The 17,437-nt window shown below is 62.7% G+C and carries 15 protein-coding genes; 9 read left to right on the top strand and 6 right to left on the bottom strand.

Annotation, left to right across the window (positions count from 1 at the left end; translation table 11 throughout):
* Positions 1-68: 68 nt before the first annotated feature.
* Entirely contained in the window at positions 69-1,382 is a 1,314-nt protein-coding gene (locus AB5Y53_RS06270) for a sodium-dependent transporter (RefSeq protein WP_151028213.1), read from the top strand.
* Between the two features lie 412 nt (positions 1,383-1,794).
* Positions 1,795-3,108 (top strand): sodium-dependent transporter, encoded by a 1,314-nt coding sequence (locus AB5Y53_RS06265; protein ID WP_041211033.1) that lies wholly within the window; start codon positions 1,795-1,797, stop codon positions 3,106-3,108.
* Positions 3,109-3,144: 36 nt separating this feature from the next.
* Here the strand turns inward: AB5Y53_RS06265 and AB5Y53_RS06260 are convergent, their stop codons facing one another.
* From AB5Y53_RS06260 to AB5Y53_RS06250, 3 genes are all read right to left on the bottom strand, one after another.
* Positions 3,145-4,782: a hypothetical protein gene (locus AB5Y53_RS06260; RefSeq protein WP_368181360.1), complete on the bottom strand. Its 1,638-nt coding sequence runs from the start codon at positions 4,780-4,782 to the stop codon at positions 3,145-3,147.
* A 142-nt stretch (positions 4,783-4,924) separates the two neighbouring features.
* Positions 4,925-5,389, bottom strand: a complete 465-nt coding sequence (locus AB5Y53_RS06255) for a hypothetical protein (RefSeq protein WP_113069655.1) — start codon at positions 5,387-5,389, stop codon at positions 4,925-4,927.
* A 29-nt stretch (positions 5,390-5,418) separates the two neighbouring features.
* A complete protein-coding gene (locus tag AB5Y53_RS06250; RefSeq protein WP_368181359.1) occupies positions 5,419-6,792 on the bottom strand; it encodes a PLP-dependent aminotransferase family protein in 1,374 nt (457 codons plus the stop codon).
* Positions 6,793-6,908: 116 nt separating this feature from the next.
* On the opposite strand from AB5Y53_RS06250, the gene AB5Y53_RS06245 reads away from it, so the two are divergent.
* From AB5Y53_RS06245 to AB5Y53_RS06225, 5 genes are all read left to right on the top strand, one after another.
* Positions 6,909-7,505: a LysE family translocator gene (locus AB5Y53_RS06245; protein WP_039039402.1), complete on the top strand. Its 597-nt coding sequence runs from the start codon at positions 6,909-6,911 to the stop codon at positions 7,503-7,505.
* Between the two features lie 102 nt (positions 7,506-7,607).
* The gene (locus tag AB5Y53_RS06240; protein ID WP_010672906.1) at positions 7,608-8,198 is read left to right on the top strand and encodes a LysE family translocator; all 591 of its coding nucleotides are present in this window, start codon (positions 7,608-7,610) and stop codon (positions 8,196-8,198) included.
* Positions 8,199-8,333: 135 nt separating this feature from the next.
* A complete protein-coding gene (locus AB5Y53_RS06235; protein ID WP_039039403.1) occupies positions 8,334-9,026 on the top strand; it encodes an aspartate/glutamate racemase family protein in 693 nt (230 codons plus the stop codon).
* 227 nt (positions 9,027-9,253) lie between these two features.
* Positions 9,254-10,468 (top strand): aldose 1-epimerase family protein, encoded by a 1,215-nt coding sequence (locus AB5Y53_RS06230; protein WP_010672908.1) that lies wholly within the window; start codon positions 9,254-9,256, stop codon positions 10,466-10,468.
* Positions 10,469-11,110: 642 nt separating this feature from the next.
* Entirely contained in the window at positions 11,111-11,986 is an 876-nt protein-coding gene (locus AB5Y53_RS06225; protein ID WP_368181358.1) for a hypothetical protein, read from the top strand.
* Positions 11,987-12,045: 59 nt separating this feature from the next.
* Here AB5Y53_RS06225 and AB5Y53_RS06220 read toward each other — a convergent pair whose 3' ends face one another.
* The gene (locus AB5Y53_RS06220; RefSeq protein ID WP_368181357.1) at positions 12,046-13,836 is read right to left on the bottom strand and encodes a long-chain fatty acid--CoA ligase; all 1,791 of its coding nucleotides are present in this window, start codon (positions 13,834-13,836) and stop codon (positions 12,046-12,048) included.
* A gap of 181 nt (positions 13,837-14,017) precedes the next feature.
* On the opposite strand from AB5Y53_RS06220, the gene AB5Y53_RS06215 reads away from it, so the two are divergent.
* Positions 14,018-14,560: a hypothetical protein gene (locus AB5Y53_RS06215; protein WP_010672910.1), complete on the top strand. Its 543-nt coding sequence runs from the start codon at positions 14,018-14,020 to the stop codon at positions 14,558-14,560.
* 72 nt (positions 14,561-14,632) lie between these two features.
* Here the strand turns inward: AB5Y53_RS06215 and rimI are convergent, their stop codons facing one another.
* Positions 14,633-15,082 (bottom strand): ribosomal protein S18-alanine N-acetyltransferase, encoded by a 450-nt coding sequence (gene rimI, locus AB5Y53_RS06210; protein WP_103255305.1) that lies wholly within the window; start codon positions 15,080-15,082, stop codon positions 14,633-14,635.
* Positions 15,083-15,156: 74 nt separating this feature from the next.
* Positions 15,157-15,594 carry a hypothetical protein gene (locus AB5Y53_RS06205; RefSeq protein ID WP_368181356.1) on the bottom strand — a complete coding sequence of 146 codons (438 nt, stop codon included), beginning with the start codon at positions 15,592-15,594 and terminating at the stop codon, positions 15,157-15,159.
* A gap of 216 nt (positions 15,595-15,810) precedes the next feature.
* On the opposite strand from AB5Y53_RS06205, the gene AB5Y53_RS06200 reads away from it, so the two are divergent.
* A complete protein-coding gene (locus tag AB5Y53_RS06200; protein ID WP_319899835.1) occupies positions 15,811-17,424 on the top strand; it encodes an ATPase RavA domain-containing protein in 1,614 nt (537 codons plus the stop codon).
* Positions 17,425-17,437 lie beyond the last annotated feature (13 nt).

The following is a 17,437-nucleotide window of genomic DNA, read 5'->3' as shown; positions in this document are numbered from 1 at the left end:
GCGCGCCCGCGGGCGTACTCTGAGCGCCATTTCGGGCCTCGCTGGCAGGCCCTTCCCGTGGAGTTCTTATGAAGCAGTCCCAATGGTCATCCCGGCTCGGTTACATCCTGGCCGCCGCAGGTTCCGCGGTCGGTCTCGGCGCCATCTGGAAGTTCCCCTATGTCACCGCCGCCAACGGTGGCGGCGCCTTCCTGCTGGTCTTTCTGCTGTTCAGCTTCACCCTGGGGGTGGCGGTGCTGATGGGGGAGACCCTGATCGGCAGCCTGACCCGGCGCGGGGTGGTGGGCGCCTTTGGTGAACTGATGGGCAGGCGCTGGCGCTGGGTCGGTGCCATGGGCTTGCTGTGCAGCCTGCTCATCTTCTGCTTCTACAGCGTGGTGGGCGGCTGGACCCTGGGGTACACGGGCATGGCCCTGGCGGGGGAGCTGCAACAGGGGGACGGCGCGGCACTGACCGCCCGTTTCAACGACTACGTCGGTGATCCGCTCTGGCCGGTGCTGACCCACCTGCTGTTTGCCGGCTTGACCTGGTGGTTCGTGCGGGGCGGTGTGCAACAAGGGGTGGAGCGCACCCTGCGCTGGATGATGCCGGCCCTCTTCATCATGATCCTGCTGCTGGTGGCCTTCGGCCTCACCCTGCCGGGCGCCATGGCCGGGGTGCGCCACTTCCTGATGCCCGATTTCAGCAAGCTCGGCATGTCGGGTGTGCTGGACGCCATGGGGCTGGCCTTTTTCTCCCTCTCCATCGGCCTTGGCATCCACACCACCTATGGCGCCTACCTGCCTTCCAGCGAAGGGGTCGGTCGCTCCAGCCTCTGGGTGGTGCTGCTGGCGAGCGTCATCGCCGTGCTGGCGGGCCTGATGATCTTCCCGGTACTGGCGGCGACCGGCATTGACCCGGCCTCGGGCCCGGGCCTCACCTTCATGACCATGCCGGCGGTGTTCCAGCAACTGCCCTTCGGCCAGGGGCTGGCGGTGGTGTTCTTCTCCCTGCTGGTGGTGGCGGCGCTCTCCTCCTCCATCTCCCTGCTGGAGCACCTGCAGTGCTTCCTGTGCGAGAGCCTGGGCTGGTCCCGCCGCGCGGCGTGCAACCTGGTCATTGCCCTGGTGATGGCGGGTGGCATCCCGGTGAGTCTGTCGTTCGGTCCCTGGGCCACCCTGACCCTGTTCGGCAAGAACATCTTCGAGTTGCTGGACTTCATCACCTCCAACCTGATGATGCCCCTGTTCGGGCTGGCCCTGACGCTGCTGCTGGGCTGGCGGCTCGGTCGCCAGGCGCTGCCCGAAGGGCTGGCTCCCCATTGGCGGGCCCTGCTGATGGGCTGCTGGCGCTGGCTGGCTCCCCTGCTCATTGGTGGCATTCTGGTGCGCGGCCTGATGTAGGGAGGGTTGGTCATCTATGACACTCCCCGGCCGGGCTGGCTGGGGAGTGGCGTGGCAGGATTGACTCTTTATAAAAATCTGTAAATTAAAAATAAATAGAGCAACAGTCTGTTGTTTTGACATTTTATTTTTATTAAATCTGTTTTTGGTTCTGTTTTAGACTATTTCCTGTCAACTTCTCTTGCCATGGTTTAGGCTGTGGCTCCTTTTTACCGTGCAGGCGTTGCCCTCCCATGTCACCCCTTATCGCTCTCTGTGGCCGATTTAGCCCCTTTCTGGAGAGGTGACCTTGCAGGTATCGTTTGTCTGACTGTTCATTGCAAAGGTCGCCCTCAGGCGGCCTTTTTTGTTGCGGCGCACACCGCGTCTAGCCATGGAGTATCGAACTGATGTTGTCTTGCCCGGAGGTTGTATGAGCCAGGTTCAGTGGTCTTCCCGTATTGGTCATGTGCTGGCGGCCGCCGGCTCGGCGATCGGCCTTGGCGCCATCTGGAAGTTTCCCTATGTGACAGCCACCAACGGGGGCGGTGCCTTCCTGCTGGTGTTCCTGCTCTTCAGCTTCACCCTGGGGGTCGCGGTGCTGGTGGGGGAGACCCTGCTCGGCAGCCGCAGCCAGCGCGGCGTGCTCGGCGCCTTCCACAAGCTGGTGGGGCCGAACTGGCGCTGGATGGGTTACATGGGGATCCTGTGTGGCTTCTTCATCTACAGCTTCTACAGCGTGGTGGGGGGCTGGACCGTGGGCTATGCGGCCCTGGCCGTGGGCGGCGAGCTCAACCTGAGTGAGGCGAGCACCCTCACCGCACTCTTCACCGGTTATGTGAGCGATCCCCTCTGGCCGGCCCTCACCCATCTCGTTTTCGCCGGGCTCACCTGGTGGTTCGTGCAGGGAGGTCTGCAACAGGGGGTGGAGCGGGCGCTGCGCTGGATGATGCCGGCCCTGTTCGTGATGATGCTGCTCCTGGTGGTGACCGGGCTCTCCATGCCGGGGGCTATGGCCGGGGTACGCCAGTTCCTGATGCCCGACTTTTCCCACCTGACGGGGCAGGGGGTGCTCGACGCCCTGGGGCTGGCGTTCTTCTCCCTCTCCATTGGTCTCGGGGTACACACCACCTATGGCGCCTACCTGCCGAGCAGTGACGGGGCGCTGCGCTCCGGGGTCTGGGTGGTCACCCTGGCGAGCTGCATCTCGGTGCTGGCGGGGCTGATGATCTTCCCGGTGCTGGCCTCCACCGGCATCGATCCTGCCGCCGGCCCCGGCCTCACCTTCATGACCATGCCGGCGGTGTTCAACCACCTGCCGTTCGGTCAGGGGCTGGCGGTGATCTTCTTCCTGCTGCTGCTGGTGGCGGCGCTCTCCTCCTCCATCTCCATGCTGGAGCACCTGGTGCGCTTCACCACCGAGGAGTGGGGCTGGTCGCGCCGCAATGCCTGCCGGGTACTGACCCTGCTCATCATGGCCTGTGGCATTCCGGTCAGTCTGTCGTTCGGGCCCTGGGCGGACTACACCCTGTTTGGCAAGACCCTGTTCGATCTGCTGGATTACCTCACCTCCAACCTGATGATGCCCCTGTTCGGTCTGGTGCTGACCCTGCTGCTTGGCTGGAAGCTGGGGGACAGTATTGTGCCTGCGGATCTCTCGCCGCTGATGCGTGGTGCGCTGCTCTGGTGCTGGCGGCTGGTCGCCCCCCTGCTGATCGCGGGGATCCTGGTGCGGGGCTTGTTGTAACGCACCTGCCAGGGCGGCATGCACCGCCCTGGATGGCTATAGGCCCTGGTGGGGACCGAGGGGCGGCAGTTTGGGGGCCAGGTGGGATCTCACCTGTTGCAGGGTCTCCCGATAGGCGTTCCCATGGTGCTCCAGGAAGGCGGCACTGTGGTTGAGACGCTGCTCCAGCCTGTCCACCAGGCGGGCCACCGCCGGGGCCGCCATGCCGGCGGGCCAGCACTGGGTCAGCAATACCAGCAGTTGCCAGGCATCCCCCGCCTGGGCCGGGAATCGCTCCTGCAGGGTCAGTGCGCTCTGCACGGCGAGCTGGAACTGACCCGTGGTCATGGCCCGTTGCCGCTCCTCGCGCAGCTGGGTCAGCTGCTGCTCCCGCTGCGCCAGTTGCCGCGCCAGATCGTCGACCACCTGCAAAATGAGCCCCTGCAGCAGCGGGGTCTGTGCCACCGGCCCCTGATATTGGCCGAGCTGGGCCAGATAACGCTGGGCATGGTGGGGAAGCCCGCAGAACTGGCTGACGGCCACCCCGAGCAACTGATTGAGGTGATTGTCCCGCGCCGCCTCCGGCGGGTGCTTGGCCAGCAGCATCAAGGCGTCATCGAATCGATAATCCAGACCCAGCATCAGGGCGCTCAGCAGCCCCTCCTCGTGGGCTCGCAGGGTCACGGCCTGCTGGCCGAGCTCCTCCAGAGCCTGCTGCAGCCCATGAACTCTGGCCTCTCCCGGTGGATGCCAGAGCACCGCCAGGGTCGCATCCAGCAGGCAGCGTTCGACGGAGTGGCGAAACGTCTGTTTGGGGAAGTAGCGCAGGATGAAATCGCTGGCCTGCGCCAGCACCTGACCTTCATCCCTTCGCAGCAAGGCCAGCAAAATGGCCACCTGGCGCCACTGCGGCTGCCAGGGGCAGCGTTGCAGCAAGCCTGACAAGGTTTCCCAGGCCGGATCCCACTGCGCCTCGTGCAGTTGGCAGGCGAGAACCAGCGCCTGATGGATGACGGGGGGCAGTCGCTCCCGGTTGCGGGCCAGATCCTTGTGGGCGCTCTCCACCCGGTTCAGCCCGAGCAGAGCCTGGTTCAGTCCCTGGCGTGGCCACCAGGCATCGTGCTCCGTGGTGCAGATGGCGTAGTGCTGGGCGGCCTGCACCCGTTCCCCGGCTTGCAGCAGCATGTAGCCCTTTACCCTGTCCATCTGTGCTTCCAGCCCCTTGTGGCTGGCGTGCCGGTAAAGCAGATCCTCGCACTGGGCGCAGGCGCTGCGCCACTCCCTGAGCGCCATGGGGGTGGCCAGGGGGCGGGTCACTGTGGTCAGTGCCAGCAGCGCTTGCAGGCTGTGCGCCAGCTGCTCCGTGGTGAAGGGCACGGCCAGACGCAGGGCGAAATAGAGGTCGGAGGGGGGGAACTGGCCGGTGTCCTCGTCCTGCTCCAGCAGCAGGAGCACGCAGCCGGGCGCGAGCAGGCCCAGGTGGTGTGCTTCATGCAGCAGCCTGACTCCCTCGTGGGCCTGGTGGTGATACTGGCGGCAAAGAATGGCATCAAAGGCGTGCTGGCGCAGCAGGGCGGGCAGGCTTGCAATCTCTTTGCAGTGGAACAGCTCGGTGGGGGGCAGCCCCAGATCACTCAGTCCCTGGGTGAGGGTCGAGCCCATCATGGCATCGTCTTCGATGAGGAGGATCTGCATCTTTGACGCTCCTTCGCCGGTCGGGGGTGGCGAGGTTGGATTCAAAGTTAGCCTCCACTCTCCCGCGAGAGCCAGAGGGGGTCAATACCCCACCTGGGTCAGGAATGGCTCAGTGCCATCCTTGGGCAGGGCAAAGAAAGCATCACTGAAGGCCGGGCCCCCTGGCCGAGAAGGGGCAGTCCCGCTGGGGGACACGCAGCTCCCCGGCTCCCGCCTCTCCCTGCCAGGCGAGCTCGAGCTGGCCCAGGCGCCCGAGGCGGCGCAGCTCGAACTCGTAGCGCAGGCAGGGGTTGTCGGTGGGCAGCTGTGTCATTCCGGCGGGCAGCCGGTAGTCGTAGCGCAGCAGGGGGCCATCTTGCAGCCGGCTTTGCACGGGCACCAGTCCCTCCGCCGTCGGTGCGGGGGCCTTGAGATAGCGGCGCAGCGCCACCGGGGCGTCGATGGCTTTTTGATAGTGAAGGCCGTTCATGGCTGCCAACTCCTCCTCCAGCCGCGTCAGCTCCCCCTCCAGCCCGCTCAGGGCGGCGCCAAGCTGTTGATGGGCCGGGGAGGCGCAGCCTCCCAGCAGCAGGGTCGCGATCAGCAGGGCGGGACGGACGGCAGACATGAAGGTTCCTCGGGTGCCAGGGTCAATGACTATAGCAGGGGATTGGTGGGCGGCGTGCCCCTCAGCAGCCCGGCGAGGCGCTCCAGCCCTTCGGCGACGCGGGCGTCGGTGGCGGGCTGGCTCAGGCTGAGGCGTACTCCCTGCGGGGCGGCAAACTGGCCGGCGGCGAAGTGTTCTCCGCTGGCGACCCCCACGTCAAGGGCGTTGGCGGCCTCCGCAAACTCCTGGCTGCGCCAGGGCTCGGGCAGCGGCAGCCAGGCGTGCATGGACCCCGGCTGCCAGCGCGCTCCCGGCAACAGGTGGTGCAGGAGCTCACCCCGGCGCGCCAGGATTTTTCGCTGGTGTTCGATGAGCGGCATGATCTGGCGCTGGCTCACCAGCTTGCAGGCCAGCTCGATGAGCAGCGGACTCACCATCCAGCTCGACAGCCGCATCGCCTGGGCGAAGCCGTTGCGAAGGGCGGGAGGGGACAACACGAAGCCGACCCGCAGGCCGCCGCAGGCGATCTTGGCGAGACTGCCGAGGTAGATGACCCGCTCCGGTGCCAGGTTGACCAGGGGAGGGAGCGCACTTTCGGGCAGCAGGCCGTTGACGTCATCCTCGACGATCAGCAGATCGTGGCGACGGGCGATGGCGACGATGGCGTCGCGCCGCGCCAGGCTCATGGTGGCCGTGGTGGGGTTTTGCAGGGTGGGGGTGAGGTAGAGCAGCTTGGCCCGGCGGGTACGGCACGCGGCATCCAGCGCCTCTGGCAGCAGTCCCTCCTCATCCATCGCCAGTCCCACCACCTGATTCTTGAGCTGGCGTGCATTGCCCAGCATGCCGGGGTAGCTCAGGCCCTCGCAAAACAGGGTCTCTCCCACGCAGCCGGTGGCCAGCAGGGCCAGCATGATGCCGTGCTGGGCCCCATGGCTGAATAGCAGGCGATCTTCGCTCGCCGTGATGCCCTGCTCGGCGAGCCAGTCGACGAACAGCTGGCGTTGTGCGGGGCGTCCGGCCTCCTTGTCATAACCGAGCAGGCCGTTGAGATCCCCCTGCGCCAGCTCGGTGAGCAGGGGCCTGATGATGGCGCCCCTGTCCAGCTGGACCGGGAGGTTCTGCCACAGCTCGATGCGCTGGCTGTCTTCATTGCGGATCACCCATTCGTTGGCGGGATCCGCCGCTCCCCTGACCCAGGTGCCGTGCCCGACCCGGGCCGCCAGCAGGCCCCGTCGCTCCGCCTCGGTGTAGGCGCGGGTGACGGTGCCCACGGTGACCCCCAGCTTGTCTGCCAGAGCCCTGTGGGTCGGCAGCCGGGTCTCGGGTGAGAGGGTGCCGGTGGCGATGGCCTGCTCGATGGCTTTGACCAGTTTGAGGTAGAGGGGCCCCTCGAAAGGGGTGAGGTCGGGCGTCCAGATTGTCATGGTGACAATAAATCCATTGATCCAAGATTGTCCGCAATATAGCGTGATTATCAACCTATGTACAACCAACAAGCACACATTGTATCGGTACAATGTGGCGAGAAAGGAGTCTCCCCATGACCATCGAATGGTATGCCACCCTGTTTGGCTTCGCCCTGCTCACCTGCGGCACGCCCGGGCCGAACAACCTGATGTTGACGGCGTCCGGCGCCAACTTCGGCGTGCGGCGCACCCTGCCCCATCTCATCGGGGTGGCGGTGGGCCAGCCTGTGCTGCAACTGGTGCTGGCGCTCGGCTTCTATCCGCTGTTCGAGCGCTGGCCCCTGCTCAAGCTGAGCCTGCAGGTGCTGGGCAGCCTCTACCTGCTGTGGCTGGCGTGGCGCATCGCGGTGGCAGGCGCCCCCGGAGATCCCGCCAGCCGTGCCCGCCCCTTGACCCTGCTTGAAGGATTGGGCTTCCAGTTCCTCAATCCCAAGGCGTGGATGATGGGGATCTCGGCCATCAGTCTGTTCAGCCTGCCGGGGAGCGACTACTGGCCGAGCATGTGGGGCATCATGAGTGTCTTCCCCATGGCGGGGTTCCCGGTCTGCTTCGCCTGGGTGATGTTTGGCCATCAGCTCAGTCGCTGGATCAACTCGGACAAGGGGTGGCGTCGTCTCAACGGCAGCCTGGGTGCCTTGACCGCCCTGTGCGTGGTGATGCTCTGGTATTAACAGCGTCTTGATTATTCATGCAAAGAAAATGCATTGCTGACCTTGTCGTCAGGGCGTCGGCTCTGCATATTAGGAGGCTTGCCGTATCTGAACGAGGTTGAGATGGATCTGAACTGGTTGCTCCCCCTGGCGGGCTTTGCCCTTATCACCTGTGGCACGCCGGGCCCCAACAACATGCTGCTCACCAGTGCTGGGGCCGCCCAGGGGTTTCGCCGCTCCGTGCCTCTGCTGGTGGGGGTGGTGGGGGGCATCAACCTGATGATCCTGGCCACGGCCCTGGGGCTTGGGGTGGTGTTCGAGCGTCTGCCCCTGCTGCACGACGGCCTCAAGCTGGTGGGGTCGGCCTACCTGCTCTGGCTGGCCTGGAAGGTGGCCAACGCCAGTGGCCCGGCGGAGGGGAACCGGCCGCTCATCCCGGCCCATCAGGGGGCCATGCTGCAACTGCTCAATCCCAAAGCCTGGATGATGGCGCTCTCCGCCATCAGCGGCTTCACCCTGGCGGGGGAGGCTTACTGGCCGTCCGCGGGCTGGGTGCTCGGCATTTTCTTCGTGACCGGCCTCTATACTGGTGCCTTCTGGGTGCTGTTCGGTGCCCAGGTGCGCCGCCTCATCCGCACCGCCACCGGCTGGCGTCGTTTCAATCTGGGCATGGGGCTCGCCACGGCGGCCTGCGTGCTGATGATCTGGGTTTAGGCCTCGGCCTGAGCCTTTACCGGCTGTCTTGTTGGCCCTTCGGGGCCTTTTTTATTGCCGGGGCGGTGCGATCAAACGCGCCCCCTGAGGGATTGCAGCATTGGTTTGCACCATCGGGTTACATAAGGAGATCCCATGAAATGTATCGGTCTGCTGGGTGGCATGAGCTGGGAGTCCACCGTCAGCTATTACCAGGCCCTCAACCGGGGGGTACGCGAGCGGCTCGGCGGTCTGCACTCGGCGCGGGTGCTGCTGAGCAGCGTGGATTTTGCCGGGATAGAGCGGTTGCAGCACGCCGGTGACTGGCCCGCCACCGCCCGTCTGCTGGCGGCCGAGGCCAGGGCCATCCAGGCCGGTGGCGCCGATTTTCTGCTGATCGGGACCAACACCATGCACAAGGTGGCGCCGGAGATCGAGGCCGCCATCGACATTCCCCTGCTCCACATCGCCGATGCCACGGCCCATCGCCTCCAGGCCGACGGGGTGACCCGGGTAGGCTTGCTCGGCACCCGCTTCACCATGGAGCAGGATTTCTACAAGGGGCGGCTCCAGGAGCGCTTCGGGCTGGAGGTGCTGGTGCCTGATGACGTTGCACGGGAGCGGGTGCACCGCATCATCTATGACGAGCTCTGCCTCGGCGATATTCGCGAGTCGTCTCAGGCCGAGTATCTGGCCATCATCGCCGATCTGGCACAGGCCGGTGCCCAGGCGGTGATCCTGGGTTGCACCGAAATCGCCCTGCTGGTGGGGGCGTGCCAGGCCGCCGTGCCTCTCTATGACACCACCGCCATCCACGCCGAAGCCGCGGTGACGCTGGCCCTTGCCTGATGTGGTGCGGGCGGGGTGAGGGGGGCGCCCCTCTCGGCGCCCGCCTGTTTTTTCCTCCTTTCATAACTGTGAGTCAGCCTTCATTTCAGCAGGGCTGAAGCCGTTTTTATTGTCAATCGGCTCACATTTCCTCTTTTTGTCTCTTGAGTCCGGGGCGTCAGGCGCCTAGTTTTCGATAACTGAAACGATTCAGCTTTCACAAAAACAAGAGACACGAGGATAAATCCATGTTGAAGAAACTCTCCATTGCCGTGCTGCTCGCCCTGGGCGCCACCGCGGGTCACGCCGCCGAATTTCTGCTGACCGACTCCCAGCAAGGGCTGGATGTGGGCGACTGGAAGATCACCAGCGAGAAGCTCGGCATCAAGAGCCCGGTTCCCTTCACCATCGAGAAGAAACGCCTGCACGGCGGCCGCCAGGAAGGGGTGGATCTGCTCATCGTCGACAACGGCGTCATGAAAATCACCCTGGTGCCGACCCGCGGCATGGGGATCAAGGAGGTCAAGGCGGCGGATCTGCGCCTCGGCTGGGATTCACCGGTCAAGGAGGTGGTCAATCCCGCCTTCATCGATCTCGAGAGCCGTGGCGGCCTCGGCTGGCTCGACGGCTTCAACGAGATGCTGGTGCGCTGCGGCTACGAGTGGACGGGGCATCCCGGGGTGGATGACGACGGCCGCCTCAAGAGCCTGCATGGTCGGGTGCAGAACATCCCCGCCTCCGTGGTCAGCGTGACCGTGGACGACGAGCCGCCCTATGCCATCCACGTGCTGGGCCGGGTGGACGAACGCACCTTCAAGATGAGCGAATTGGTCACCTGGACCCAGCTGAGCGTGGTGCCCGGTCAGGCGGAGTTTGCCCTGCAGGACAAGCTGACCAACCACGCGGACTACGAGAACGAGTACCAGATCATCTATCACGGCAACTTCGGGGCCCCCATTCTGGAGGAGGGAGCCAGGGTGAGCACGCCGGTGAAGCAGATCTCCCCGTTCAATGACTACGCGAAGGCCGGACTCAAGGGCTGGCAAACCTATCTGGGGCCCACCAAGGGCTTCGACGAGATGGTGTTCAACCTGGTGCCCTACAGCGACGCCGACGGCAATACCCTGGCAGTGCTGAACAACCGGGCCGGCAACGCCGGAGTGGCGGTGGGCTACAACACCCGACAGCTGCCGGTGCTGACCCTGTGGAAGAACACCGACACCCGGGCCCAGGGCTATGTGACCGGCATCGAACCCGGTACCAGCTATGCCTACAGCACCAAGTACCAGCGCCCGCTCGGGCTGGTCCCCAAGATCCAGCCGGGGGAGACCAAGACCTTCGATCTGACCTATCGCCTGCTGCAAAATGCCGACGAGGTGAAGCAGGCCCTGGCCCAGGTGGAGAAGATCCAGGGCGGTCGGGCCACCGAGCTGCGCGAGCAACCCCTGGTCAAGCTGCCATAAGGGAGAGACGCCCAGCAAAAAGCCGCTCCATGAGCGGCTTTTCTATTCCCAGCGACATATCCTTATTATCGGATAGATCCTTTATTTTATAGTTCTAATGTTAACTGTAATAAATAAATTGGGTACAGTTACTTGCTGGCTACTATATTTCCATAGCTTACTGTATTACGGGCTTGTAAATGGGTTTGGCGTGTTAAAGTATAATTATATATAAATAATACTCTCGATGGCGGACTGAGATAACTGTGACTAGAACGCACCAGCAGAGCAGGTCAGTGGATTCTTTTGAGCTGGTGTTGTTATGAAAGTCCCTGAGAGGTCTGATTAAACTGTATGTAATGGTGGACGAGTAGATTGATATCAGCAACATTTATATTTAGAACTATACATTGAAAGGCACGATAGATACTTTATGTGACGAAATGAGCTACAAGGAGTTATCTGAAAATACTTAAGGTATGATATTGACGGATTATTATTGAAATCATTAGTAATAAAATCCAGTTTTTTGTAATTCAAGAATAGTTTTTCCTAAGTTCTGAAAATGCTTTACCTGTCAAAATCAAGTGTCCATATGGGTCTTTTTTTTGTGCATTGATAACATATACTTCCCATTTCACAATGAAATGGAAGATATGTTGTATGAAATTGTTCATGTTAGCTTTGTTAGTTCCGATAGGGGTTTCCGCTATTGAACAAGATTACCGAATGACAAAAGATGCTTGGGTTGATGGAAATATAGACAAGGAGACTGCATCATCAACAACGGTAATTGTGAATGTAAATGGTGACATCATCACTCCCGGAAGTAGTGGCGATAGTATAACTGGTAGTTTCGTTGAGAATAGAAAAATAATACAACTGAAGCAAGACATAAATCAAAACAAAACTTATTATCTTGGCAAGGTAATATCAGACCGGCAGTATCAAGGTACTTGGTATGATATTAATGGTAATGGTGGTGACTTCCGCATCGAGTGGGGTGATGAAGAAAGACCTGATTGCCGTTTGGCAACAGAAACCGGCTGGTATCACGGTTTATACTGTAATGTAGATATTGATGGTGGGGGCTGGAGATTAGTTGCAGTTAGGTATAATAAAGAGACTCATGTTCCTGTTGAACAATTGACTGAGTTAAATAGCAACCAGTATCTGAATCCAGGTGCATGGGGGCAATTGAAGGATGAATCAACGGAGATACTATTTTTACAACCCGACACAGAGATATGGGGGGTTATGAATATATCACAAGCGAGTAATCCAAAATTATGCTCACCATTGAATGAGAATTTAAGTAAAAAGGTTTTAGTCCATGCTGAAAAAGAGGGGTGTTCACTCGAAAACTTAGACTATACCGTAGTCGGCCATCCTGGTAGTTTGGATTATCAAGGTAACTTCTATCGGTATAAAAAAGGTGTTTGGACTGCTAATTATCCAGACTTATGGATTAGAACAAATTGGCCACAGCAGCAAGATGTCTCATATGGTAGTAGCCAACTAATGGTCTTTGTAAGATAAATAAAGGCCACCTCAGGGTGGCCATTATTTATCTGGTGCATGTCAAGCAATACAATTTCTTAAACATGGCTGTACATGGCTTCTATCTCGCGCTGGTACTTGGCCTCGATGATCTTGCGGCGCAGCTTCATGGTGGGGGTGATCTCCCCGAGCTCCATGGAGAAGGCGCTCGGCAGCAGGGTGAACTTCTTCACCTGCTCGAACTTGGCCAGCTCCTTTTGCAGATCCTGAATGCGGGCCTCGAAGAACTCCATCACTCGGGAGTGGCGCAGCAGCTCGGTCTTGCACTGGTACTGCAGGTTGATGGAGCGGGCGTACTCCTCCAGGGACTCGAAGCAGGGCACGATGAGCGCCGACACGAAGTGGCGGGCATCGGCGACGATGGCAATCTGCTCGATGAAGCGATCCTTGCCGAGGGTCCCCTCGACCAGTTGCGGCGCCACGTACTTGCCGTTGGAGGTCTTCATCAGCTCCTTCAAGCGCTCGGTGAAGTAGATGTTGCCCTCGTCATCCAGCTCGCCTGCATCGCCGGTGCGCAGGAAGCCATCCTCGGTCATCACCTCGGCGGTGGCCTCCGGCTTGTTGTAGTAGCCACGCATCACGGTGGGGGCGCGCACCAGCAGTTCATTGTTCTCGCCGAGTTTCACCTCGATGCCGTTTAGCGCCGTGCCGATGGAGCCCAGCCTGAACTGGGTGTCTTCATAGCAGCAGACGGTGGCGGTGGTCTCGGTCATGCCGTAGCCGTACTTGAGGTTGAGCCCCATGGCCTGGAAGAAGAGATTCACCTCGTCCGCGAGACGGGCGCCCGCCACCGGCAGGAAGCGGGTGCGACCGCCGAAACGGGCGCGCAGCTTGCGAAACACCAGGCGCTCGGCAAGCCAGAGCTGGCCATAGAGCAGGGGAGAGGCGGACTTGCCCGCCTGACGGGTGGCGACCATCTGCTTGCCCACCCGGGTGGCCCAGCCGAACAGGGCGCGGCGCAGGCGCGGCGCCTGGGCGACCTTGGCCTGGATCATGGCGTAGGCCTTCTCGTAGAGGCGGGGCACGGCGCACATCACGGTGGGCTTCACCTCGCCGATGACATCCATCACCTTCTGCGGGTCGCGAATGTAGACGTTCTCGGCGCCGCAATAGAGCACGTAGTAGCTCCAGGCACGCTCGAACACATGACTCAGCGGCAGCATGCAGAGGGAGACATCCTGCTCGCTGAGGTCGAGGCGAGCGTCATGCATCTCGAAGCAGGCGGCCATGTTGGCGAAATCGAGCATGACCCCCTTGGGTTCGCCCGTGGTGCCCGAGGTGTAGATGAGGGTCAGCAGGTCGTCCATGCGGTAGTGGCGCTCGCGCTCGCGCAGCACCAGCTCGCTGGGTTGGTGGTTGCCGGAGACGAGGAAGGTCTGGAAGTGGCTGGCCGAGGCGCAGCCGCGCAGATCGACGGTGCCGTCCAGGGCGACGATGTGGCTTATCTCGCCGCTGTCGATGAGGTGCAGCGCCTGATCGAACTGGGGCTGCTCCCCCACGAACAGCATCCTGATGCCGGCATCCCTGACGATGTAGCGCAGCTGATCGAGGGTGCTGGTGGGGTAGATGGGCACGCTGACGCCGCGGGCGGCCAGGATGCCGAGGTCGGCCTGGGTCCACTCGGGCATGTTGCGGGCATAGATGCCGACCATCTCGCCGGACTGGTGGCCCGCCCGGATCAGGCCCTGGGCGCAATAATCCATGGCCTGACCCAGGGTTCGCCAGCCGATGGCGCGCCACTGGCCATCCTGCTGGACGCGCAGGGCGGCCTTGTTGCCAAGGCGGGCAATACGCTCACGCATCACTCTAACCAGATGAAACTGCGACATCTCACGCATCCTCAAGTAACAGTTGTGCGCCCGCAGGGGCACCAAAATCGGGGCTGGAGTTTAAACTCTAACATTACAGCTTACAAGTGTGCGCCATTTGTCCTGGATCACAAAGTCGTCAACCAGATGAGAGTGAGGCATGATAGGGGGCAGGGATCGGATTCATTCAGGGAGTTGCACCATGAATATCGGGATCAAGAGCCTGTTCACCGGCGTGTTGCTGCTGTTGGCGGGGGCAGGCGCCCTCTGGTATCTGCTGGGGGGCGCGGGGGAGCAGGAGAATCCCTGGCTGAGCGGCGCCGAGGGCTATGAGCAGGCGCAGCGGCTGGCGCTGAGGGAAGGATACCCCTTGCTCTACGTGATCGAGCGCGCCAAGTGCCGACGCTGCAAGGCGCTGAATACCAGGCTGTGGCGTGCCCCCGAGATGCAATCCGCCCTGGCGGGGCTGGTGAAGGTGCGACTCAACCCGGATGCGGGGGATGGCAGCGAGCACATTCTGCGCCGCTTCCCCCAGGTTGCGACGGCCCCTGGCATCTATGTCCAGCGACCGGGTGAGCCGCTTCGCCCCATCAAGATCGCGGTGGATATCGAACAGATCTGGATGCCCGGCGTCACCTATGGTCGCGGCTTCTTCATGCCCCTCTCGGGAGCCGCCTTCGAGGCCGTGCTGAGGGTGACCCTGAGCCTGGAAGACCCCTCCATCGACAATGCGCCCCTGCCTTGAGGGGGGAAGCGAAGCGGGGGAGTCAGGGAGGTCAGAGGGGGGCGCCCGCTGACGGCGGTCTGCTGCGGGTTGTCAGCCGAAGTCGAACAGACGGGACATCAGCACGGCATCCTCCCTCTCCTGCCCGGTGCCATAGTAGTCGGCGCGGCGGCAATACTCGGCAAACCCCTCGCTCTCGTAGAGGTTGATGGCGGTGCGGTTGCCGGCCCTGACCTCCAGGAACCAGGCCTCGGCCTTGCCGGCCTTGCTGCGGGCCAGGTACTCCCTGAGCAGCGCTCGCCCCAGCCCCTTGCCCTGAAAATCGGGGTGCACGCAGAGATTCATCAGGGAGCTGTCTCCCGCCACCAGATCCGAGATGTAGAAACCGGCCGGTCGTCCGTCCACCAGCATCAGGCCGTTGAGATAGCGCGGCCCGAAGCAGGAGAGCAGGTTGGCCTGGCTCCAGGGCTCCTGGTGGGCGGCCTGCTCGATGGGGTAGATGGCTTCGAAGTCCGATTCGAGCAGGGGGCGAAAGTGGGGCAAGAGGTCAGACATGGTCACTCCGGACGGGATTCAGGCTTGCGATGGACACCATGGCCGTGCCATGGTCGTGAGCATCAAGGGGTGTGGCGCTGCCGGCACTGCTGCCAGAGGGCGCGCTTGTGCGCCCCATCGGGCTTGAGCGGGCAGACCAGTGCATCGGGCCAGCGAGGGTCCGGCGCCGTCAGCCAGAGCAGGGGCGAAGTGGCCCCCGCGGGCAGGGAAGGTATCTCGGACAGCAGGGAGACCTCGTCCGTGCCAAGGCCGAGCCAGCGGCAGATGTCCCCGAGCAGGGAGGGCGCGGGCAGCGTCTCTGCCAGCAGCCAGAGCTTGCCGGTCGGCAGAGGGGCAGTCTCCTGCGGGGCCAGCACCTCGTCGGCGGGCGTGTTTGCCGGCTGCGCGGCGCCGTCGAGGCTGGTGCCTCCCGCCAGGAGTCGGCCTCTTTGTTGCCAGAGGGGGATGCCCATGCGGGCCAGGATGCGCTGGCGCAGCGGGTCCAGCAGGGGATCTTGCATGGCGAAGGCTCACTCTTGATCTGCGTTGGGGTAAATAATGATGCGCAGAGTACACTCTCGCGGGATTTGCTGCACCCCGGACGTGCGCTTTTCGCCCTGTGGCGATGGCAAACGAGCGCCTCCCCGGGGGCAGAGATGACAGACAATGAGAGTGGGGCGGGGCCAGAGGCCGGACCCCGTCACCACGGATGACCTATCAGCTTCGGAACTGTGCCTATGCCGCCTTTAGCCCAGAATACTGTTCGTGCCACCCCCATTCATGAGCGCCTGCCACGGCTCCTTTCCGCCCTTGGCGAGGGACTGTATGAGCGCCAGGATGCCCTGCGGCTCGGCCTGCTGGCGGCCCTGAGTGGCGAGAGCGTCTTTCTGCTGGGCCCCCCGGGCATCGCCAAGAGCCTGATCGCGCGGCGCCTCAAGCTGGCGTTTCAGGATGCCCGCCATTTCGAATACCTGATGACCCGTTTCAGTACGCCGGAGGAGGTGTTCGGCCCCCTCTCCATCCAGGCGCTCAAGGAGGATGGCAAGTACCTGCGGTTGACCAGCGGCTACCTGCCGGAGGCCGAGGTGGTCTTCCTCGACGAGATCTGGAAGGCGGGCCCTGCCATCCTCAACACCTTGCTCACCGCCATCAACGAGCGCCAGTTTCGCAACGGCGACAGCCAGCACCCCATTCCCATGCGGCTGCTGGTCACCGCCTCGAACGAGCTGCCGGCCCCGGACAGCGGGCTGGAGGCGCTCTACGACCGCATGCTGGTGCGGGTCTGGATGGACAGGGTGCAGGAGAAATCCAACTTCCAGGCCATGCTGGCGAGCGATGGCCAGTCCCATCAGAACCTGACCCCCTCGGTGCAGATTCGGGGGGAAGAGTACGACGCCTGGCAGGATGCCATCGAGCAGGTGCGCCTGCCGGACGCCTGTTTCGAACTCATCTACCAGCTGCGCCAGCAGCTCGACAGTCAGCTCGGGCACGGCTGCTATGTCTCGGATCGGCGCTGGAAGAAGGCGGTGCGGCTCATCAAGGCGAGCGCCTTCTTCAATGGCCGCGACGAGGTGGCGCCCCTGGATCTGCTGCTGTTCAAGGATTGCCTCTGGCACGACGAGGCTTCCCGCACCGCGCTGCTGGAGATGATCGGCGAATTTTCCCGCCTCTACGGCTACCAGCAACTGGCGCTGACCCGGGAGCTGCTCTCCCTGCGCGAGCAGTTCAAGCAGTTGCAGGGGGCGGTCGCCCTGCGCATCGGCTGCAAGGCGGTCAAGCGCAAGCAGTGGTTCGGCCGCCGCGCCCGAGGCACCGAACTGCCGCTGGCCAACGCCAGGGCGTTCGGCAAGCTGGTGCATTTCCAGCTGCTCACTCCGGCGCCCCTGGATGGCAGCGATCCCGAGCGCCTCACCGGCACCCTCACCTTCGATCGCACCTTGCTCTCTCACTGGCACCCCACCGGGGAGGCGCTGGTGGGCTGGCCTCTCGGCAACCCCAAGGAGGGGCACTACGAGCTGGTGCTGGACGAGCAGTTGCGGCTGCACGTGCTGGATATCCAGCGCCAGCCCGTGCCCCTGATGCTGGTGGAGCGCACCCCCATCCCCGAGGTGGTGATGGCCCCCTGGCTGTCGGCCCTGGACGACCTGACGGGCCAGGTGAACCGGGTGCTGCAAAACCTCAAGGGCCAGCGCAACCTGTTCGACCGTCACCAGCCTCACCTGTTCGTGGGGGACAACTGGTTGCGTCAGGTGGAGGACAGCTTCTTCGTGCTGAGCCGGGACCTGGAGCGGCTGGGGGCCGAGCTGCAGCAGTGGCGGGATCGTCTGCCTCTTCTCGATGCACAGGGGTGACGTCGCGCCTGAC

It is taken from the genome of Aeromonas sp. R7-5 (assembly GCF_040908015.1).
Classification (GTDB): domain Bacteria; phylum Pseudomonadota; class Gammaproteobacteria; order Enterobacterales; family Aeromonadaceae; genus Aeromonas; species Aeromonas caviae.
Note: the sequence above shows the minus strand (reverse complement) of the source record. Positions and strands in the feature narration are given on the sequence as shown.

Coding starts and splice junctions, on each gene's coding strand:
- AB5Y53_RS06270 (WP_151028213.1), top strand. CDS start 69: ATGAAGCAGTCCCAATGGTCATCCCGGCTCGGTTACATCCTGGCCGCC.
- AB5Y53_RS06265 (WP_041211033.1), top strand. CDS start 1,795: ATGAGCCAGGTTCAGTGGTCTTCCCGTATTGGTCATGTGCTGGCGGCC.
- AB5Y53_RS06260 (WP_368181360.1), bottom strand. CDS start 4,782: ATGCAGATCCTCCTCATCGAAGACGATGCCATGATGGGCTCGACCCTC.
- AB5Y53_RS06255 (WP_113069655.1), bottom strand. CDS start 5,389: ATGTCTGCCGTCCGTCCCGCCCTGCTGATCGCGACCCTGCTGCTGGGA.
- AB5Y53_RS06250 (WP_368181359.1), bottom strand. CDS start 6,792: ATGACAATCTGGACGCCCGACCTCACCCCTTTCGAGGGGCCCCTCTAC.
- AB5Y53_RS06245 (WP_039039402.1), top strand. CDS start 6,909: ATGACCATCGAATGGTATGCCACCCTGTTTGGCTTCGCCCTGCTCACC.
- AB5Y53_RS06240 (WP_010672906.1), top strand. CDS start 7,608: ATGGATCTGAACTGGTTGCTCCCCCTGGCGGGCTTTGCCCTTATCACC.
- AB5Y53_RS06235 (WP_039039403.1), top strand. CDS start 8,334: ATGAAATGTATCGGTCTGCTGGGTGGCATGAGCTGGGAGTCCACCGTC.
- AB5Y53_RS06230 (WP_010672908.1), top strand. CDS start 9,254: ATGTTGAAGAAACTCTCCATTGCCGTGCTGCTCGCCCTGGGCGCCACC.
- AB5Y53_RS06225 (WP_368181358.1), top strand. CDS start 11,111: ATGAAATTGTTCATGTTAGCTTTGTTAGTTCCGATAGGGGTTTCCGCT.
- AB5Y53_RS06220 (WP_368181357.1), bottom strand. CDS start 13,836: ATGTCGCAGTTTCATCTGGTTAGAGTGATGCGTGAGCGTATTGCCCGC.
- AB5Y53_RS06215 (WP_010672910.1), top strand. CDS start 14,018: ATGAATATCGGGATCAAGAGCCTGTTCACCGGCGTGTTGCTGCTGTTG.
- AB5Y53_RS06205 (WP_368181356.1), bottom strand. CDS start 15,594: ATGCAAGATCCCCTGCTGGACCCGCTGCGCCAGCGCATCCTGGCCCGC.
- AB5Y53_RS06200 (WP_319899835.1), top strand. CDS start 15,811: ATGCCGCCTTTAGCCCAGAATACTGTTCGTGCCACCCCCATTCATGAG.